Here is a 16,551-nt window from a genome sequence, read left to right on the forward strand (position 1 = left end):
TCCCCCGAGCCACCGGCCCTCAGCGCAGACCGGACCGGCGTGCCTGGTCCGTGGCGGTCCGGGGGGCGCCGGTGACCGGCTCGCCGTGGCCGGGCAGGAGCACGGTCTCTGCGGGCAGCCCGTCGATCCGGTCGGGGGACGCCAGGGCCGCGTGGCTGTCATGGGTGAAGCCCCGGCAGACCAGGGAGGGGCCGGTGTGTCCGGTCAGGCCGTCATGGGTGACCAGCGCGTCGCCGGTGAAGAACAGGCCGCGCTCGGGGAACAGGTAGCCGGTGCTGCCCTGGGTGTGGCCGGGCAGGGCGACGGCCCGGGGGCTGCCGGGGACCTCGTCCAGCCGCCGGTCGGTGGCGAAGACCCGCACGCCGGGAGTGGCGGGGGCCGTGAAGGCCCCCTTGCGGGCGAGGTGCAGCGGGGTGGTGATCGCTGCGGACCGGTGCAGCAGGTAGGCCAGCATGGAACGTTCCGGCTTGGCGTGGCGCAGGGCGCTGCGTGGGCCGTCGCGAAGGATGGCGGCGTCCTGCTCATGGACCCGGATGTCGGCACCGGCCCGCTGGAGGGCGCGGGTCAGGCCGGTGTGGTCGGGGTGGCCGTGGGTCAGCAGTACGGCGCGGATGTCGGCCAGGGAGCGGTCGGAGCCTGCCAGGTGTTCGCGCAGTCGGCCGGGGTGGGACGGGAGTCCCGCGTCGATGAGGACCAGGGCCGTCGGACTCCTCGACCAGGAGACGGGCGCCCTGCCCCCGGGCGCCGACACCGCCCGCCTGGCGGACTCCTGCTGGGCCCTGACCGGGCCGCACCTGTTCACCCGGCTGACCGCCGGCCGCGGCTGGCACGCCGACGCCTACGAGGACTGGCCGGCCGGCCTGCTCGCCTCGGCGCTTCTGGGCCCCGGATCCTCCCGCCCGGCGTGACGGGCCGAGGGGTGCCGGGCTCCCTTCGGCGTACCGGGACGAGGGGTGCCGGGCCCCTTTCGGTGCAGCGGGCCGAGGGGCGCCGGGCTCTTTTGGCGTAACGCGTCCCGGTCGATGACGGAACCCGGGGTGAGGACCCTGCCCGGTCCATGTGTGAGCTTGCGTTACGGGGATACGCGGAGGGTGCCGGGCGCCACAGGGGTGCCGGTACGTCGGCAACGTAAAGGGAGAATTTCGTGGGCATCATCGCCTGGATCCTCATCGGCCTGTTCGCGGGACTCATCGCCAAGGCGCTGACGCCGGGCAAGGACCCCGGGGGCTGTCTCATCACGATCGTGATCGGCATCGTGGGCGGGCTGCTCGGCGGCTGGCTGGGCAAGGTGATCTTCGGCGTGGACTCGATCGACGGATTCTTCAGCCTGTCGACGTGGATCGCCGCCATCGTCGGTTCGGTGATCGTCCTGCTGCTCTACCGCGTGGTCACGGGGCAGCGGTCCCGCTGACGGGGCCCCGCGCCTCGGAACGACCCGGTCCTCGACTTCCTCGATGTCCACTTCCTCGACGTCCTCGACGGGTCGTTTCGTCCGCGTTTGCCTACATTGGCAGAGGGTCAGTAGGGCAGCCGTAGTAGGAGCCATCGCCGACACGTCTGCGGAAGACAAACAAGAGGAAACGACGACATGACCGACACCTCGCGCAAGCCGACCACGTCCGACTCCGGCGCCCCGGTGGAGAGCGACGAGCATTCGCTCACCGTCGGCCCGGGCGGACCGATCCTGCTCCAGGACTCGTACCTGATCGAGCAGATGGCGCAGTTCAACCGCGAACGCATCCCCGAGCGGCAGCCGCACGCCAAGGGCAGCGGCGCGTTCGGGAAGTTCGAGGTGACCGCGGACGTCTCCGCGTACACGAAGGCCGCGCTCTTCCAGCCCGGCACCACGACCGAGCTGGTCGCCAGGTTCTCCACCGTCGCCGGGGAGCGGGGCAGCCCGGACACCTGGCGGGACCCGCGCGGCTTCGCGGTGAAGTTCTACACCAGCGAAGGCAACTACGACATGGTGGGCAACAACACCCCCGTGTTCTTCGTGAAGGACCCGATGAAGTTCCAGCACTTCATCCGGTCCCAGAAACGCCGGGCGGACAACAACCTCCGCGACCACGACATGCAGTGGGACTTCTGGACGCTCTCGCCGGAGTCGGCGCACCAGGTCACCTGGCTGATGGGCGACCGGGGCATCCCGCGCTCCTGGCGCCACATGAACGGCTACACCTCGCACACGTACATGTGGATCAACGAGGCGGGCCAGCGGTTCTGGGTGAAGTACCACTTCAAGACCGACCAGGGCGTCGAGACGTTCACGCAGGACGAGGCCGACCAGATGGCCTCCGCGGACACGGACTACCACACGCGTGATCTGTTCGAGCACATCCGCGACGGCGAGTACCCGAGCTGGACGCTGAAGGTCCAGATCATGCCGTACGAGGAGGCGAAGGACTACCGGTTCAACCCGTTCGACCTGACCAAGGTGTGGCCGCACAGCGACTACCCGCTGATCGAGGTCGGCCGGATGACGCTGGACCGCAACCCCACGGACAACCACGCCGAGATCGAACAGGCGGCGTTCCAGCCGAACAACTTCGTCCCCGGCATCGGCCCGAGCCCGGACCGCATGCTCCTGGCGCGGCTGTTCTCCTACGCCGACGCGCACCGCTACCGCATCGGCGGCAACTACCAGCAGCTGCCCGTCAACGCTCCCATCGCCCCGGTGCACACGTACTCCAAGGATGGGGCGATGGCGTACCGGAAGACCAGCGACCCGGTCTACGCCCCGAACTCCAAGGGCGGCCCGGCGGCCGACACGGAGCGCTACGGCACCCCGCCGAGCTGGTACGCCGACGGCGAGATCACCCGCGCGGCCTACGTCGACCACGCCGAGGACGACGACTGGGGCCAGGCGGGCACGATGGTCCGCGAGGTCCTGGACGACGCGGCACGGGACCGGCTGGTGGACAACATCGTCGGCCACCTGCTCAACGGAGTGACCGAGCCGGTGCTCCAGCGGGCGTTCACGTACTGGTCGAACGTCGACAGCACGCTCGGCAAGCGCGTGGAGCAGGGCGTACGCGCGAAGGCGGGCGAGAAGGACCCGAAGGCGGCGAAGCAGGCCAACCCGGCCCGCTCGTCGATGCAGCACAAGGCCTGAGACGAGAGCGCACTTCCCAGGACCACGGCACAGGCCCCCTTCCCCGCTGCCGGCGGGGAAGGGGGCCTGTCGTGTGCGGTGGGCCGGCCGGTCAGCCCCCCGCCCCCTCCCACGTCTGAGGCGCCCACACCCCCGACCGTTGCAGCGCGTTCGAGCAGTGGCGGAAGATCTCGTCTATCTCCACGACCAGGGCGAGCTTCGGGCGACGGCCCTTCAGGGTCATCGCGTCGAAGAACGGGGCGTCCGTGAGGATGCGGGCGCGGCCGTTGATGCGGAGGACGTCCATCGCGCCGGGGATCAGGTAGAGCAGGCCCACGTGCGGGTTGGACAGGATGTTGTGGAAGCTGTCCGCCCTGCGGTTGCCCAGGCGGTCGGGGAGGGCGAGGGTGGCGGGGTCCAGGACGTGGGTGAAGCCGGGGGCGTCGCCGCGCGGGGTGACGTCGCAGTTGCCGGCCGCGTCGGAGGTGGAGACCGCGCAGAACGGGGAGCGGGCCAGCAGGTCCAGGTCGTCCTCGGTGAGCCGGTCGTGGACCTTGTCGATCACGATGGGGTGCGGCGTGCCCAGGATCTCGCGCAGCTCCTCCGCCGAGCCCAGGGGGACGGCCCCGGCCAGCGGGCCGGAGGTGGGGGCGGCGGGGGAGTCGGCGGCGTCGGCGGCGTACGGCAAGGAAGCGCTCCGGGCTTGTGGGGTGCGGCGGTGTGGGGGCGGACCGGCGCTGTTAGGGTGACCTTACTTTGGGCCCCCTGTCCTGCCTTCTCCGGGGTGCCCGGGTGCGGACGGCCGCGCGCCGGGGCGCCCCCTGCCCGAACGCGCCGATGAGCAAGGGTGAGACACCGTGCACAACCGTATTCCGGTCGCCGCCGTCCCGGTGGCCCGGCCGTGAGCGGGTCCGTCCTCCTGCGGAAAGGGGAGGCGACGGGCGGCGGTGGCAAGGAGGCGCGGGCCAGGCGCAGCCGGCCCGTCCTCGCCCTCGGGCTGCTGGCCGCCCTCGGTGTGCTGGTGCTCGCCGTCGTGGCGAGCCTCGCCATCGGCTCCGGGGACGTGCCGTTCCGCGATGTGCTGCCCGGCGTCTTCGACCCCGACCTCACCGTCAAGGGCCAGCTGGTCATCCAGGAGGTCCGCATCCCGCGCACCGTCGCCGGGCTGCTCGCCGGTGCGGCGCTCGGCCTCGCGGGGACCGTCATGCAGGGCGTCGCCCGTAACCCCCTCGCCGACCCCCAGCTCCTCGGCATCAACGCGGGCGCCTCCGTCGCCGTCGTCTGCTCCATCACGCTGCTCGGCTTCACCGTCGCCACCCAGTTCATCTGGTTCGGCTTCCTCGGCGCGCTGCTCGCCGCCCTCCTCGTCTACGGGGTCGGCTCGCTCGGCCGCGAGGGCGCGACCCCGGTCAAGCTGGCCCTCGCGGGCGCCGCGACCAGTGCCGTACTCACCTCGATCACCAGCGCGATCCTGCTCCAGGACCGTGGGAGCTACGACCAGTTCCGGTTCTGGCAGCTCGGGGCGCTGACCGCCCGCTCCTCCGAGGTGCTTTGGCAGGTCTCCCCGTTCATCCTCGTCGGGGCCGTACTCGCCCTCTCGCTCGGGCCGCAGCTCAACGCCCTCTCCCTCGGCGACGACCTCGCGCGCGGCCTCGGCCAGCGGGTCGGGGCCGCCCGGATGGTCTCCGCCCTCGCCGTGGTCGTGCTCTGCGGCGCCGCCACCGTCGTCGCCGGGCCCATCGGCTTCGTCGGCCTCGCCGTACCGCACGCCGCCCGCCTCATCACCGGGCCCGACTACCGCTGGGTGCTCCCGTACAGCATGGTCCTCGCCCCGATCATGCTCCTCGTCGCGGACATCATCGGCCGTGTGATCGCCCCGCCCGGCGAGGTGCAGGTCGGCGTGATCACCGCCGCCATCGGCTGCATCCCCTTCATCTGGCTGGTCCGGCGCAGGAAGCTGGTGGAACTGTGAGCGCCCCTCCGATCGCCAAGGAAGCCGCAGGGGACCGGCTCGCCGATGCCGTACGGCAGGTCAACGCCGTACGCGGACGGGGGCGGCGGCGGTCCGTGACCGTCGCGGCGGCCCTGTTCGTCGCCGCGGTCGCCATGTTCGGCCTCTCGCTCAGCGTCGGCGACATGGTCATGCCCATCGGCAAGGTCGTCGAGACGCTCCTCGGTGGCGGCGACGGCGGCTCGCAGTTCGTCGTCCTGGAACTCCGGCTGCCCCGCGCCCTTCTCGCGGTCCTCGTCGGCGCCGCGTTCGGGCTCTCCGGCGGCGTCTTCCAGACCGTGCTGCGTAACCCGCTCGCCAGCCCGGACCTCATCGGCATCAGCGCCGGGGCCAGCGCCGTCGCCGTCACCGCGGCCCTCCTCTTCCAGGTCAGCGGGCTCGCCCTCTCCGGGAGTGCCCTGGCCGGGGCGGTCGGTGCCGGGGCCGCCATCTACGTACTCGCCTGGCGGCAGGGCGTCGCCGGGCAGCGGCTCGTCCTCGTCGGGATCGGCGTCGGCATGGGGCTCTCCAGCGTCGTCTGGTACGTGATGGCCCGCTCCGACGTCACCGACGCGCAGGAGGCCTTCCGCTGGCTGGCCGGCAGCCTCAACGGCCGCTCCTGGAACCAGTTCTGGCCGATCCTCGGCGCGCTCGCCCTCCTCGTCCCGCTCACCGCCGTCGCCGCGCACGCGCTGCGGCCCCTCCAGCTGGGGGACGACGCGGCCGCCGGACTGGGTACGAAGGTGGAGCCGAGCCGCCTCGCCCTGCTCGGGTGCGCCACGGCCCTGGCGGGGGTCGCCACGGCGGCGGCCGGGCCCGTCGGGTTCGTGGCCTTCGTCGCCGCACCGATCGCCCGCCGCCTGGTCCCGGGCCGGGGCGCCGCCCTGCCCCACGCGGCCCTGACCGGCGCCCTGCTGGTCCTCGTCGCCGACTTCGCCGCCCAGCACATGCTGCCCTCGGTGCAGCTGCCGGTGGGCGTGGTCACCAGCATCATCGGGGCCCCGTACCTGCTCCTGCTCCTGGCCCGCGCCAACCGCGTGGGGAGTGGCGGCTGAGATGGCGAAGCAGACAGTCCGGAAAGACGACGAAAGGCATGGCCCGGTCGTGGCTGAGCACACTCTTCAAGCCCGGGACGTCCGGCTCGGCTACGGCGACCGGGAGATCGTCCCCGGTCTGAGCGTCACCGTCCCGCCCGGGAAGATCACCGTCATCGTCGGCCCCAACGCCTGCGGCAAGTCGACCCTGCTGCGGGCGATGGCCCGGCTGCTCGCGCCCTCCGCCGGGGCGGTGCTCCTGAACGGCCGGTCCATCCAGGAGATGCCGACCAAGGAGGTCGCCGCGGTCCTCGGCATCCTGCCGCAGAGCCCCACGGCACCCGAGGGCATCACGGTCTCCGACCTGGTCGGCCGGGGCCGCTACCCGCACCAGGGCTGGTTCCGCCGCTGGAGCGCGGAGGACGACGAGGCGGTCGCGCAGGCGCTGCTCTCCACCGACGTCCTGGAACTGGCCGACCGGCCGGTGGACGAGCTCTCGGGCGGTCAGCGCCAGCGGGTGTGGATCGCCATGGCGCTGGCGCAGCGTACGGACATCCTGCTGCTGGACGAGCCGACGACGTTCCTGGACGCCAGCCACCAACTCGACGTCCTGGACCTGCTGACCGACCTCAACCGCGAGCGCGGCGTCACGATGGTGGCCGTCCTGCACGACCTGAACCTGGCCTGCCGGTACGCGGACCACATGATCGCCATGAAGGACGGGCGGATCCTGGCGGAGGGGCGGCCGGCCGACATCGTGACGGAGGAGCTGGTCGGCGAGGTCTTCGGGATGCGCTGCTCGGTGATCGAGGACCCGGCGTCGGCGACCCCGATGGTGGTGCCGCTGGGCCGCCACCATGTGAAGGGGGCTGACGCGAAGGACCCGGCGGCCTGAACCACGTACGGGATCGGCGGCCTGACCTGCGTACGGACGCGGAAGAGCCAGCCCGATGGCACCGTTGTCATTAGGTGAGGCTAACCTAAAGGACATGAACGCTTCCGCTTCCCGGCGCCCGCGCCGCACCCCCGTCCTGATGGCCGGTGCCGTCGCCGCCCTGCTCGTCGGCGTCTCCGCCTGCGGTACGTCGGACGACTCCTCCGACACCTCCGGCTCCGCGTCCCCCGCCGCCTCCGAAGGCGCCTTCCCCGCCAAGGTCGCGACGAAGTTCGGCGAGGTCACTGTCGACAAGCAGCCCAAGCGCATCGTCGCGCTCGGCTGGGGCGACGCCGAGACCGTGCTCGCGCTCGGCGGCCAGCCGGTCGGGGCGAGCGACTGGCTGCCGTTCGGCGGCGAGGGCGTCGGCCCCTGGGCGAAGGGCATGTACGACAAGGCCCCCGAGCTGATCGGCACGATGGAGCCGGAGTTCGAGAAGATCGCCTCCCTCCAGCCGGACCTCATCCTGGACACCAAGTCCAGCGGTGACCAGACCCGGTACGACACGCTGAAGAAGATCGCCCCGACCGTCGGCGTGCCCAAGGGCGGCGACCAGTACAAGATCTCGTGGGAGCAGCAGACCACGATGATCGCCGCCGCGATGGGCGTGCCCGAGAAGGGCAAGGAGCTGATCGCGGAGACCGGGAAGAAGTTCGAGGCGGCGGCGAAGGCGCACCCCGAGTTCAAGGACGCCACGATCGTGCTCGGCTCGCGCACCTCCGAGGGGTACGGCGCGTACGTCGGCGGCACCGGCCGGGTCGACTTCGTGGAGCGCCTCGGCTTCAAGAACAGCCCGGCCGTCGAGGCCAAGGGCGGTGAGGGCTTCTCGGTCTCCATCTCCAAGGAGAACCTGGAACTCCTGGACGCCGACCTCACGGTGATGACCCCGATCGGCGTCCCCGCCACGGACATCAGCAACGACCCGCTGTACAAGGCGGTCCCGTCGGTCAAGGCCGGCAACGCGCTGATCTTCGACGACCAGCTGATCTCGCAGGCGTTCGCCACGGACTCGGTGCTCTCCGTCTCGTACGCACTGGAGAAGGTCGTCCCGCTCTTCGCGGAGAAGGTCAAGAAGTAACCCCCGTACAGCCGTTGCGTGTACGTACGACAGCGCGCCCCGCACCCGTGACATCCGGGTGCGGGGCGCGCTGCTTTCTGCGCACGGCTTTTCGCGTACGGCCTTTCGGCTACGGCTCTGGCGTACGGCTTTTCGCATACGGCCCTGAATCAGCCGACGGGAGCCTGCGCGTACCCCCACCACACTCCGTGCTCGCGGGCCAGCTGGACGCGGAGGCGCTTGCCGTCGGCCAGGGTCGGATCGGCCTGCGAGGTGCCCCCGCCGGGCGCCTTCACCCGCTGGGACAGCGGCCGCGCGTCCTCGGCCCCGGCCACCTTCGCCGTGACCTTCCCGGCCGCCGCCGACGCGGCGAGCGGGCGCAGGAAGTCCGATTCCCCCGGGGATGCGCGGACAGCCCCTCCATGATCCACCGGGTGCCGAAACCCCGTACGGACGGCCCTAGGGCCGTCCGTGCTGCCGCGTCAGGCGCGGGTCACGCCTGCGGTGCCGCCGCCTTGATCGCGGAGATGTCGAAGTTCAGCTTCACCTTGTCGCTGACCATGACCCCGCCCGTCTCCAGCGCCGCGTTCCAGGTCAGGCCCCAGTCGGAGCGCAGGATGTCCGCGCTGCCCTCGAAGCCGACGCGCTCGTTGCCGTAGACGTCGGTGGCGGAGCCGTTGAACTCCAGGTCGATGGAGAGCGGGCGCGTGACGTCCTTGATGGTCAGGTCGCCGGTGATCCGGTACGCCTCGCCGCCCAGCTGCTCGGCGCGCGTGGACCGGAACGTCATCAGGGGGAACTTCTCGGCGTCGAAGAAGTCGCCGCTGGCCAGGTGGCCGTCGCGGTCGGCGATGCCGGTGTCGACGCTCGCGATCTTCACGTCGATGGCGGCGGAGGAGTTCGCGGGGTCGGTGCCGTCCAGGGTCAAGGTGCCCTCGTGCTCGCCGAAGGAGCCGCGCACGTTGGTGACCATCGCGTGGCGCACGGTGAAGCCGATGCTGCTGTGGGCCGGGTCGATGGTGTAGGTGCCGGTCAGGGCGGCCAGTGCCGGGTCCACCGCGGGGGCCTCGGCGGTGGCGGTCGGGGCGGCGGCGGTCGACTTGCGGGTGAACAGAGCCATGGCTCCTCCTCGGGGGACGTGTGCGAGCGGTGCTGTGCGGGGGTGGCACAGGTGCAGGGGTGTCTTCGTCAGCGGTGTCGTCGGTGTTGTTTAACCTTCAACGAGATTGACCCTAGCGCCATCTTGTTCAAGTTTCAACCTTTGCCTCGCCCGGGGTGTCGCGTCGGGGGCGGCCGTCAGGTGTCGCCCTCTGGCGGACGCGCGTAGAACTCGGGCACTATCTCCCTGCCCGGCGTGCGCGGCCCCGCGCCCGTGCGCCCACTGTTTTGTCATGAGCAGGAGGAAAATCCCCCATGGTGAACCGCCCACGACTCCGCTCCGCCCTCACCGCCCTGGCCCTCGTCCTCGGCGCCCTCTTCGTCCCCGGCGTCGGCGCCCTCGGCAGCGGGGCCACCGAGGCGCACGCCGTCACCAAGCTGACCCACGCGCAGGCGACCTCCCGGTTCAGCTCCTCCGGGATCACCTGGTCGTCCTCGGGCAACTGCTCCAACCGCAACGTCTCCACCTGCACCTCCTTCGACCAGCTCAACCTGCCGACCGCCCAGGGCGCCCAGACCCTCAAGAGCGCCACCGGCTGCGCGCTCAGGATCACCGGCGGCACGGAGACCGGGCACGCCGGCGGCACGTACTCCCACTGGAACGGCTACAAGCTGGACTTCGCCAAGAGCACCTGCCTGAACAACTACGTCACCGGCGTCTTCACCTACATCGGGGTACGCGGCGACGGCGCCCGGCAGTACCAGTCCGGCTCCGGCAACATCTACGCCGACGAGGGCAACCACTGGGACGTGACCTACTACAACTGCGGAGGCTGCTGACCCCCCGCGCATGGGCCGCCCCTCCCGAGGGGCGGCCCGCCGTGCCCGCTCAGTCGATCGGGTCCACCGTCGGCCCCTCCCGCTCCAGCAGATCCCGGGCGAACCCCTCCCACTGCGCGTACCGGTCGGGGTGCGCGGACCGCTGCACCGCCTGGCACGCCTTGCCCGGCTCCATCGACTCCCAGCCCTTGATCTGGAGCAGCCCCGGGTTGTCGGTCGGCGACGGCAGCCCGTAGAAGGACTTCGACGCGGTCGGGACGTGGGTGATCTGCTTCGGGGTGCCCCAGCCCATGCTCGGGCGCTGCTGGAAGATCCCGAGCGAGTCGTGGTCCACCGGAGTCGTGTAGTTGACGAACTTCGACTCCTGCATGGCCGTCATCAGGGCGATCACCTGCCCCTGCTCGGGGAGGTCCGCCCCCTTCCCGACGCCGATGACCGTACGCGCGTGGGCGAGCTGTTCCGGGCCGAGGTCGGACGGGTCGGCGAAGGCCGCGCGCAGTTCGCTGTCCGGGGCCGTCCTGAGGAGGTGGGCCGTCGCCGTGTCCACCAGGCCGGTGGGCGCCAGCCCGTAACTCTGCTGGAAGGTGCGCAGGCCCTGGGCGGAGGCGGGCGGCGGGGGTGCGGTGGCGTGGGCGGCGGTGGTGGGGGCCGCCAGCAGGAATACGGCGGTGAGCGCCGCGAGCGTGCGGCGGGGGAGCCTGTTCTTGCGCATACGGATTCGCATACGGAACGGTTCCGGGACGCCGGAAAGAAAGTCAAGGATGCGGTGAATAGTATGAATTGATGGTGTGTCGCGTCCGGGGCCCTGACGTGCGAGTGCCCCTGCCGGCCGGGCCCGGCAGGGGCGGACTCACCTGGTGGCCGCGACGGCCGTCAGGACCCCACGCTCACCGTGAAGCGGCGCGGGTTCCCGTCGTGCGCCGCGCCCGAGACGTCGGGCTCGCCGTCCGGGCGGACGTCGTCGTACGGGAACGCGTAGCCGATCGGGCTGTTGGCGTGGACCACCCGGGACCAGTGGTTGGTCACCGGCGTCTTGTAGTAGTCCGACACCGAGGTGCCGTTCGGCTGGCTCGGGTGGCTCAGCATGATCGACCGGTTGAAGCCCGCCGCCAGCCGCGCCAGGATCGCCTTCTTGTCGTCGGAGTCGCCCGGGTTGTTGGTGAACGGGCCGTGGTTGCAGGTGAAGATGTCCTTCGTCTCCGGCTTGGTGAAGGTGTGGCCGCCCTCGAACGTCAGCGTGTCCCCGCTGACCCGGCCCGCCAGCGTGCCCCGGCCGCCCTGGAGGTCGATCCGCAGGTCCTCGGAGCGGTACTTCTCCCAGACCTCGTCGATCTGCGCCTCGAACAGGCCCCGGAACGGCATCTCGTCGGGCCGGTCGAAGTACGGCGCCATGATGTTCTGCGGCGAGACGACCCGCAGGACTTTGCCGTCGTCGCCCCGGGTGACCAGCTGGTCCCACGGCTGCCCGTCGGCGGCGGCCTGGGCGGTGAGATCGTCGGCGATCCGCTCCGCCGCGCCCTCGGGGTGCGGGGCCACGACGTGGGTGCCGTCGCCCTCCAGCGTGATGCCGATCGGGAGGGCGGTGATCAGGTCCACGTAGCTGATGTTGGAGTACAGCTGCTCGGTGTTGAAGGTGAACTCGGCGAACGCCCAGGTACGCCCGTAGTTCGGGTCCGTCGGCGTCGCGAAGGCGGGCTCCACCAGGGAGGGGCCCGGATTGAGGAAGAAGTCCAGCTTGTCGTCGCGGACGAAGTAGACCCGCGCCCCGTACATCTGCGGCAGGGTCAGCACCACCGGGGCCGCGCCCGCCGCGTTGAGCGGGATCGCGCAGTCCACCGGGAGCGGGGTCTGCGGGGCGCCGGGGGAGTCGGGGCGGTAGACCTCGCCGTTCGGCCGGAGCAGCACCCAGCGGTCGGTGCCCAGCTCGTGGCCGGTGACGTACGCGTGCACCGTGCCCGGCAACGACTTGTTCTCCAGGGCCAGTTCGCAGGTCGCGGGGGCCGCCGAGGCGCGCGGGGAGAGGGCGGTGCCCCAGGCGGGGTACGTCAGCGCCGCGGCCGATGCGGCGGCGCCGGTCAGGAACATTCGGCGTGAAATCACGAGGGAACTCCCGAGTGTGTGGGGGCCGCAGACGGGTCGTGGGGGTGCGTGGGGAGGGACCGGACAGTGGGGGTGTCTGCGGGGGTGCGCACCACTCTTACGAGGGGGGCAGCGGGCGTCAAGACTTATGGCTGAGAGCGCTCTCAAAAATTCCGGGTCTTCACAACTCGACGACGGGAACGGGTACTTGGTGGAGCCGAGCGGGCGCGAACCGTGACCGTACGGAGGTGGCCGCGGCCAAGAGGTGAACGAGCCGCCGCGACGGCCCGCGTGCACCCCACTTGGACTAACGGACCAGGGTTGTTGGACGGAGAAGGCCCCCGGGACCGACATGCGTTGACGGTGTCCCGACACGGGGACTACTCAGGGGCCATGTCGCCAAGATTCCCCTCCGCCGGCCTGGTCGCCGTCGCCTCAGCCGCCGTCCTGGCGCTCGTGGGGACCGCCGCCCTCCCCGCCGCAGCCGCCGCCGATCCGTCCCCCGCGCCACCGGCCGGAGCGGTGAAGCCCGGCGCGTCGCCCGCCACCATCGGCTCCCCCCAGCTCACCGTCGCCGTCGCCGACGACTTCCCGCGCGTCCTCTCGTACACCGACCGGGCCGGTGGCAAGAGCCTCCTCGGCAGTACGCGGCCGGTCACCGCCGTCACCCTCAACGGCACCGCCCACCCGGTGAAGCTCAAGGCCGCGCCGAAGGTGAACGGCTCCTCCGCCCGCTACACCCTCGCCTTCACCGACTTGCCCGGGGTCGAGATCGACGCCTCGCTCTCCGTCTCCGGCCGGACCACCACCTTCAAGGTGACCGCCGTCCGCGACACCGCCGCCTTCCGAGTGGGGACCATCGACATCCCCGGGCACGACCTCATCTCGGTCGGCTCCACCGAACCCGGCGCCGCCACCGCATTCACCACGCTGGACCCCGACTCCACCCGTACCGCCGACGTCTTCCCCAAGGTCACCGGGGAGACCAAGCCGGACCCCGCCCCCGTCGGCGCCACCTACGCGATCCTCAACACCTCCTCCCTCGCCGCCGCCGTCGAGTCCAACTCCTCCTACGACAAGCCCTCAGGACCCACCGGCGGCGACGACGCCCGCTTCTGGCGCCAGGCCCGCACCGAGGCCGACGGCAGTGTCCGGGTCGGCGTCAGCTCCGGCCAGTGGACCTACCGGGGCGAGGGCGCACCGAAGCCGGAGAGCGGCGAGAACCTGCCCTGGGCCAAGGTCGTCATCACCCCGGACGCCAACGGGGACAAGGCCGTCGACTGGCAGGACGGGGCCATCGCCTTCCGCTCCATCGGCATCACCGCGCCCGGCAGCGAGGAGACCGCCGACCGGGTCGTCACCCACATCCCGTTCAACTTCGCCAGCCAGGCCACCCACCCCTTCCTGCGCACCCTCGACGACGTCAAGCGGATCTCGCAGGCCACCGACGGCCTCGGCCAGCTCGCCGTCCTCAAGGGGTACGGCTCCGAGGGCCATGACTCCGCCCACCCGGACTACGGCGGCAACTACAACAAGCGGGCCGGCGGGCTGAAGGACCTCAACACCCTGCTCAAGAACGGCAAGAAGTGGGGCGCCACCTTCGGCGTCCACGTCAACGCCACCGAGTCCTACCCGGAGGCCAACGCCTTCAGCGAGCAGCTCGTCGACAAGACCAAGCCCGGCTGGAACTGGCTCAACCAGAGCTACTACATCGACCAGCGCCGCGACATCAACAGCGGCGACCTGGCCAAGCGCTTCCAGCAGCTGCGCGACGAGACCGACAAGAACCTCAGCTTCCTCTACATCGACGTCTACTACTCGCACGGCTGGATCGCCGACAAGACCATCCAGTCCGTCCAGAAGCAGGGCTGGACCGTCGGCACCGAGTGGGCCGACAAGTTCGAGCGCGCCTCGCTCTGGTCGCACTGGGCCAACGACCTGAACTACGGCGGCGCCACCAACAAGGGCCTCAACTCGCAGATCATCCGCTTCATCCGCAACGGCGAGAAGGACATCTGGAACAGCCACCCGGTCCTCGGCCAGAGCGTCCTGGAGGAGTTCGAGGGGTGGACCGGCGAGACCGACTGGAACGCCTTCACCGCCGCCATCTGGCAGAAGAACCTCCCCGCCAAGTACCTCCAGCACCAGAAGATCACCCGCTGGGACGGCAACGACATCACCTTCACCGGGGGAGTGCGCGGCACGTTCGAGGACGGGAAGCGGACCTTCTACGAGCAGGGCCGCAAGGTGCTCAGCGGCACCGACTACCTGCTGCCGTGGGACGGCGGCAAGAAGCTCTACCACTACAGCGAGACCGGGGGCACCAGCACCTGGGAGGTGCCCGGCAAGGGCCCGTACACGGTCTACGAACTGACCGACAACGGCCGCGCGAAGGTGGCCACCGTCCGACCGGTGAACGGGAAGATCACACTCACCGCCACCGCCGGACAGCCGTACGTCCTCCATCCGAGCCAGGCACCGAAGGCGGCCGCCGCCGACTGGGGCCAGGGCACGCCCCTCAAGGACCCCGGCTTCAACGACCGTACGCTGAAGGGCTGGACGAAGACCGGCACGGTCGTACGGGACACCGACGACCAGGGCCGCAACAGCGCCGCCCTCTCCGGCACCGCCACGGCCGCCCTCTCCCAGCCCGTCACCGGCCTAAAGCCCGGCAAGCGCTACACCGCCTCCGCCCTCATCGAGGTGGAGCCCGGCAAGACCCGCCGTACGGTGCTGAGCGCGGGCGGCACGTCGGTGGCCGTCGAACGTTCCACGGCCGAGGACTTCGTCGCCGCCTCCGACTGGCACGGCACCTACTTCCAGCGCGCCAAGGTCAACTTCACGGCCCCCGCCAACGGCCGCACCACCCTGCGCATCGAGGCGGCGGCGGGCTCCACGGCGACCGTCCGCGCCGATGACGTACGGATCGTCGAGAACGCCCCCGCCACCCGGCCCGGGACCCTTATGTACGAGGACTTCGAGGCGGTCGACCAGGGCTGGGGCCCCTTCCTCAAGGGCAACGCGGGCGGCTCCACCGACCCCCGCACCAGCGTCTCCCAGCTGCACGCCCCGTACACCCGGTCCGGCTGGAACGGGAAGCTGATCGACGACGTGCTCGGCGGCAAGGAGTCCCTGAAGTCCCACGAGGAGAACACCGGGCTCGTCTACCGCACCGCCCCCTGGACCGTCCCGATGCGGGACGGCCACCGCTACCGGGTGGAGTTCGACTACCAGTCCAGCCACGCGGGCGCCTACAGCTGGGTCGACGGCTACGACCGGGTCGCCGACGGCAAGGCCACCTCCACCGAGACCCGCACCACCCCCATCGGGCAGCAGCGCACCACCGGCCACTTCACCCGGACCCTCACCGCGGGCTGCGGCGACACCTGGACCGGGCTGCGGAAGCGGGCCGGGGCGCCCGAGGGCGCGGACTTCGTCCTCGACGGCTTCACCGTGGCCGACCTCGGGCCCGCCCCGGCCGGACAGGAGGCGGTCTGCGGCACGCTCGGTGTCGCCGCCGACGCCGAGACCCTGGAGCCGGGCGCCCCGAACACCGTCGAGGCGACCTTCGGCAACGACGAGGCGACCGCCGCCACCGGGGTCAAGCTGGCGCTGACGGTGCCCGAGGGGTGGCGGGCCGAGGCGGTCGGCCCGGTCGCCTTCGACTCCGTCGCCCCGGGCGCGAAGGTCACCGGCAGCTGGCGGGTCACCCCGCCGGTGGACGCCCCGTACGAGACGTACCAGCTCGGCGCCCAGGCCACGTACGCCGTCCAGGGCGCCCCGCGCACGCTCGGCGCGCAGATCTCCGTACGGACCCTGCCGCCCCCGCCCACGAAGGACAGCTGGGCCAGTGACCTCGACTGGACGGCCGCCCAGAACGGCTGGGGCCCCGTGGAGCGCGACCAGTCCAACGGGGAGACCGGGACCGGCGACGGCAGCCCGCTCACCATCGGCGGGGTCGTCCACGCCAAGGGACTGGGCACCCACGCCCCGGCGAAGATCCGCTACTACCTGGGCGGGAGGTGCACCTCCTTCACCGCCGAGGTCGGGGTCGACGACGTCCAGGCGTCGCGCGGCAGCGTGCGGTTCTCCGTCACCGCCGACGGGACGGAGAAGGTGAAGTCGCCGGTGCTGGGCGCCGCCGACCCGGCCTGGAAGCTCACCGCCGACGTCACCGGCGCGCGGTACGTCGAACTCGTCGTCGACGACGGCGGGGACGGCAACGGCAACGACCACGCCGACTGGGGCAACGCCCGCTTCCACTGCGGAGGTTGAACCTCCGTCGAACGGTGGTCGAAGCGCGGTGGAGCCGAGCTGAACAGTGCTGGGCCATACTGAGGGGGCCTTCGGGCCCCCTCAGGTCCATGTGTCCCACGGCACATCGTCTCTTTGTAGGGTTCTCACAGCGTAGAGCGGCGTTTCGCTGGT

Annotated in this window: 14 protein-coding genes; 8 read left to right on the forward strand and 6 right to left on the reverse strand. The window is 71.3% G+C overall.

Features of this window, described 5'->3' with window-relative positions:
* Positions 1 to 19: 19 nt before the first annotated feature.
* Positions 20 to 751 (reverse strand): MBL fold metallo-hydrolase, encoded by a 732-nt coding sequence (locus GTY67_RS25600; RefSeq protein ID WP_161280424.1) that lies wholly within the window; start codon positions 749 to 751, stop codon positions 20 to 22.
* Between the two features lie 393 nt (positions 752 to 1,144).
* Here GTY67_RS25600 and GTY67_RS25605 point away from each other — a divergent pair, with 393 nt between their 5' ends.
* Positions 1,145 to 1,411, forward strand: coding sequence for a GlsB/YeaQ/YmgE family stress response membrane protein (locus tag GTY67_RS25605; protein ID WP_093692608.1), 267 nt, complete (start codon positions 1,145 to 1,147; stop codon positions 1,409 to 1,411).
* A gap of 177 nt (positions 1,412 to 1,588) precedes the next feature.
* Positions 1,589 to 3,112 carry a catalase gene (locus GTY67_RS25610; RefSeq protein WP_093692609.1) on the forward strand — a complete coding sequence of 508 codons (1,524 nt, stop codon included), beginning with the start codon at positions 1,589 to 1,591 and terminating at the stop codon, positions 3,110 to 3,112.
* A gap of 91 nt (positions 3,113 to 3,203) precedes the next feature.
* Here GTY67_RS25610 and GTY67_RS25615 read toward each other — a convergent pair whose 3' ends face one another.
* Entirely contained in the window at positions 3,204 to 3,779 is a 576-nt protein-coding gene (locus GTY67_RS25615; RefSeq protein WP_093692610.1) for an MSMEG_1061 family FMN-dependent PPOX-type flavoprotein, read from the reverse strand.
* Between the two features lie 213 nt (positions 3,780 to 3,992).
* Here GTY67_RS25615 and GTY67_RS25620 point away from each other — a divergent pair, with 213 nt between their 5' ends.
* From GTY67_RS25620 to GTY67_RS25635, 4 genes are all read left to right on the forward strand, one after another.
* On the forward strand, positions 3,993 to 5,063 hold the full coding sequence (locus GTY67_RS25620; protein ID WP_176727539.1) for an iron chelate uptake ABC transporter family permease subunit: 1,071 nt from the start codon (positions 3,993 to 3,995) through the stop codon (positions 5,061 to 5,063).
* Positions 5,060 to 6,136, forward strand: coding sequence for an iron chelate uptake ABC transporter family permease subunit (locus tag GTY67_RS25625; protein WP_161280425.1), 1,077 nt, complete (start codon positions 5,060 to 5,062; stop codon positions 6,134 to 6,136). The genes GTY67_RS25620 and GTY67_RS25625 overlap by 4 nt, the downstream gene beginning before the upstream one ends.
* Position 6,137: 1 nt before the next feature.
* Positions 6,138 to 7,010, forward strand: coding sequence for an ABC transporter ATP-binding protein (locus GTY67_RS25630; protein ID WP_093692612.1), 873 nt, complete (start codon positions 6,138 to 6,140; stop codon positions 7,008 to 7,010).
* Between the two features lie 94 nt (positions 7,011 to 7,104).
* Entirely contained in the window at positions 7,105 to 8,127 is a 1,023-nt protein-coding gene (locus tag GTY67_RS25635; protein ID WP_093692613.1) for an iron-siderophore ABC transporter substrate-binding protein, read from the forward strand.
* 149 nt (positions 8,128 to 8,276) lie between these two features.
* Here GTY67_RS25635 and GTY67_RS25640 read toward each other — a convergent pair whose 3' ends face one another.
* Together GTY67_RS25640 and GTY67_RS25645 are read right to left on the reverse strand one after the other, a co-directional pair.
* Positions 8,277 to 8,537, reverse strand: coding sequence for a hypothetical protein (locus tag GTY67_RS25640; RefSeq protein ID WP_237502914.1), 261 nt, complete (start codon positions 8,535 to 8,537; stop codon positions 8,277 to 8,279).
* A 62-nt stretch (positions 8,538 to 8,599) separates the two neighbouring features.
* The gene (locus GTY67_RS25645) at positions 8,600 to 9,226 is read right to left on the reverse strand and encodes a YceI family protein (protein ID WP_161280426.1); all 627 of its coding nucleotides are present in this window, start codon (positions 9,224 to 9,226) and stop codon (positions 8,600 to 8,602) included.
* 293 nt (positions 9,227 to 9,519) lie between these two features.
* Here GTY67_RS25645 and GTY67_RS25650 point away from each other — a divergent pair, with 293 nt between their 5' ends.
* Positions 9,520 to 10,044, forward strand: a complete 525-nt coding sequence (locus tag GTY67_RS25650; RefSeq protein ID WP_093692615.1) for a hypothetical protein — start codon at positions 9,520 to 9,522, stop codon at positions 10,042 to 10,044.
* Positions 10,045 to 10,093: 49 nt separating this feature from the next.
* On the opposite strand, the gene GTY67_RS25655 is transcribed toward GTY67_RS25650, so the two are convergent.
* Both GTY67_RS25655 and GTY67_RS25660 read right to left on the reverse strand, forming a co-directional pair.
* Entirely contained in the window at positions 10,094 to 10,756 is a 663-nt protein-coding gene (locus GTY67_RS25655; protein ID WP_161280427.1) for a peptidoglycan-binding protein, read from the reverse strand.
* 161 nt (positions 10,757 to 10,917) lie between these two features.
* Positions 10,918 to 12,129: a glycoside hydrolase family 64 protein gene (locus GTY67_RS25660; RefSeq protein ID WP_176727544.1), complete on the reverse strand. Its 1,212-nt coding sequence runs from the start codon at positions 12,127 to 12,129 to the stop codon at positions 10,918 to 10,920.
* Positions 12,130 to 12,516: 387 nt separating this feature from the next.
* Here GTY67_RS25660 and GTY67_RS25665 point away from each other — a divergent pair, with 387 nt between their 5' ends.
* Positions 12,517 to 16,398, forward strand: coding sequence for an endo-alpha-N-acetylgalactosaminidase family protein (locus GTY67_RS25665; protein WP_161280428.1), 3,882 nt, complete (start codon positions 12,517 to 12,519; stop codon positions 16,396 to 16,398).
* Positions 16,399 to 16,551 lie beyond the last annotated feature (153 nt).

Origin of the sequence: Streptomyces sp. SID8374 (assembly GCF_009865135.1) — a bacterium.
Taxonomy (GTDB): domain Bacteria; phylum Actinomycetota; class Actinomycetes; order Streptomycetales; family Streptomycetaceae; genus Streptomyces.

Coding starts and splice junctions, on each gene's coding strand:
- GTY67_RS25610 (WP_093692609.1), top strand. CDS start 1,589: ATGACCGACACCTCGCGCAAGCCGACCACGTCCGACTCCGGCGCCCCG.
- GTY67_RS25630 (WP_093692612.1), top strand. CDS start 6,138: ATGGCGAAGCAGACAGTCCGGAAAGACGACGAAAGGCATGGCCCGGTC.
- GTY67_RS25635 (WP_093692613.1), top strand. CDS start 7,105: ATGAACGCTTCCGCTTCCCGGCGCCCGCGCCGCACCCCCGTCCTGATG.
- GTY67_RS25645 (WP_161280426.1), bottom strand. CDS start 9,226: ATGGCTCTGTTCACCCGCAAGTCGACCGCCGCCGCCCCGACCGCCACC.
- GTY67_RS25650 (WP_093692615.1), top strand. CDS start 9,520: ATGGTGAACCGCCCACGACTCCGCTCCGCCCTCACCGCCCTGGCCCTC.
- GTY67_RS25655 (WP_161280427.1), bottom strand. CDS start 10,756: ATGCGCAAGAACAGGCTCCCCCGCCGCACGCTCGCGGCGCTCACCGCC.
- GTY67_RS25660 (WP_176727544.1), bottom strand. CDS start 12,129: ATGTTCCTGACCGGCGCCGCCGCATCGGCCGCGGCGCTGACGTACCCC.
- GTY67_RS25665 (WP_161280428.1), top strand. CDS start 12,517: ATGTCGCCAAGATTCCCCTCCGCCGGCCTGGTCGCCGTCGCCTCAGCC.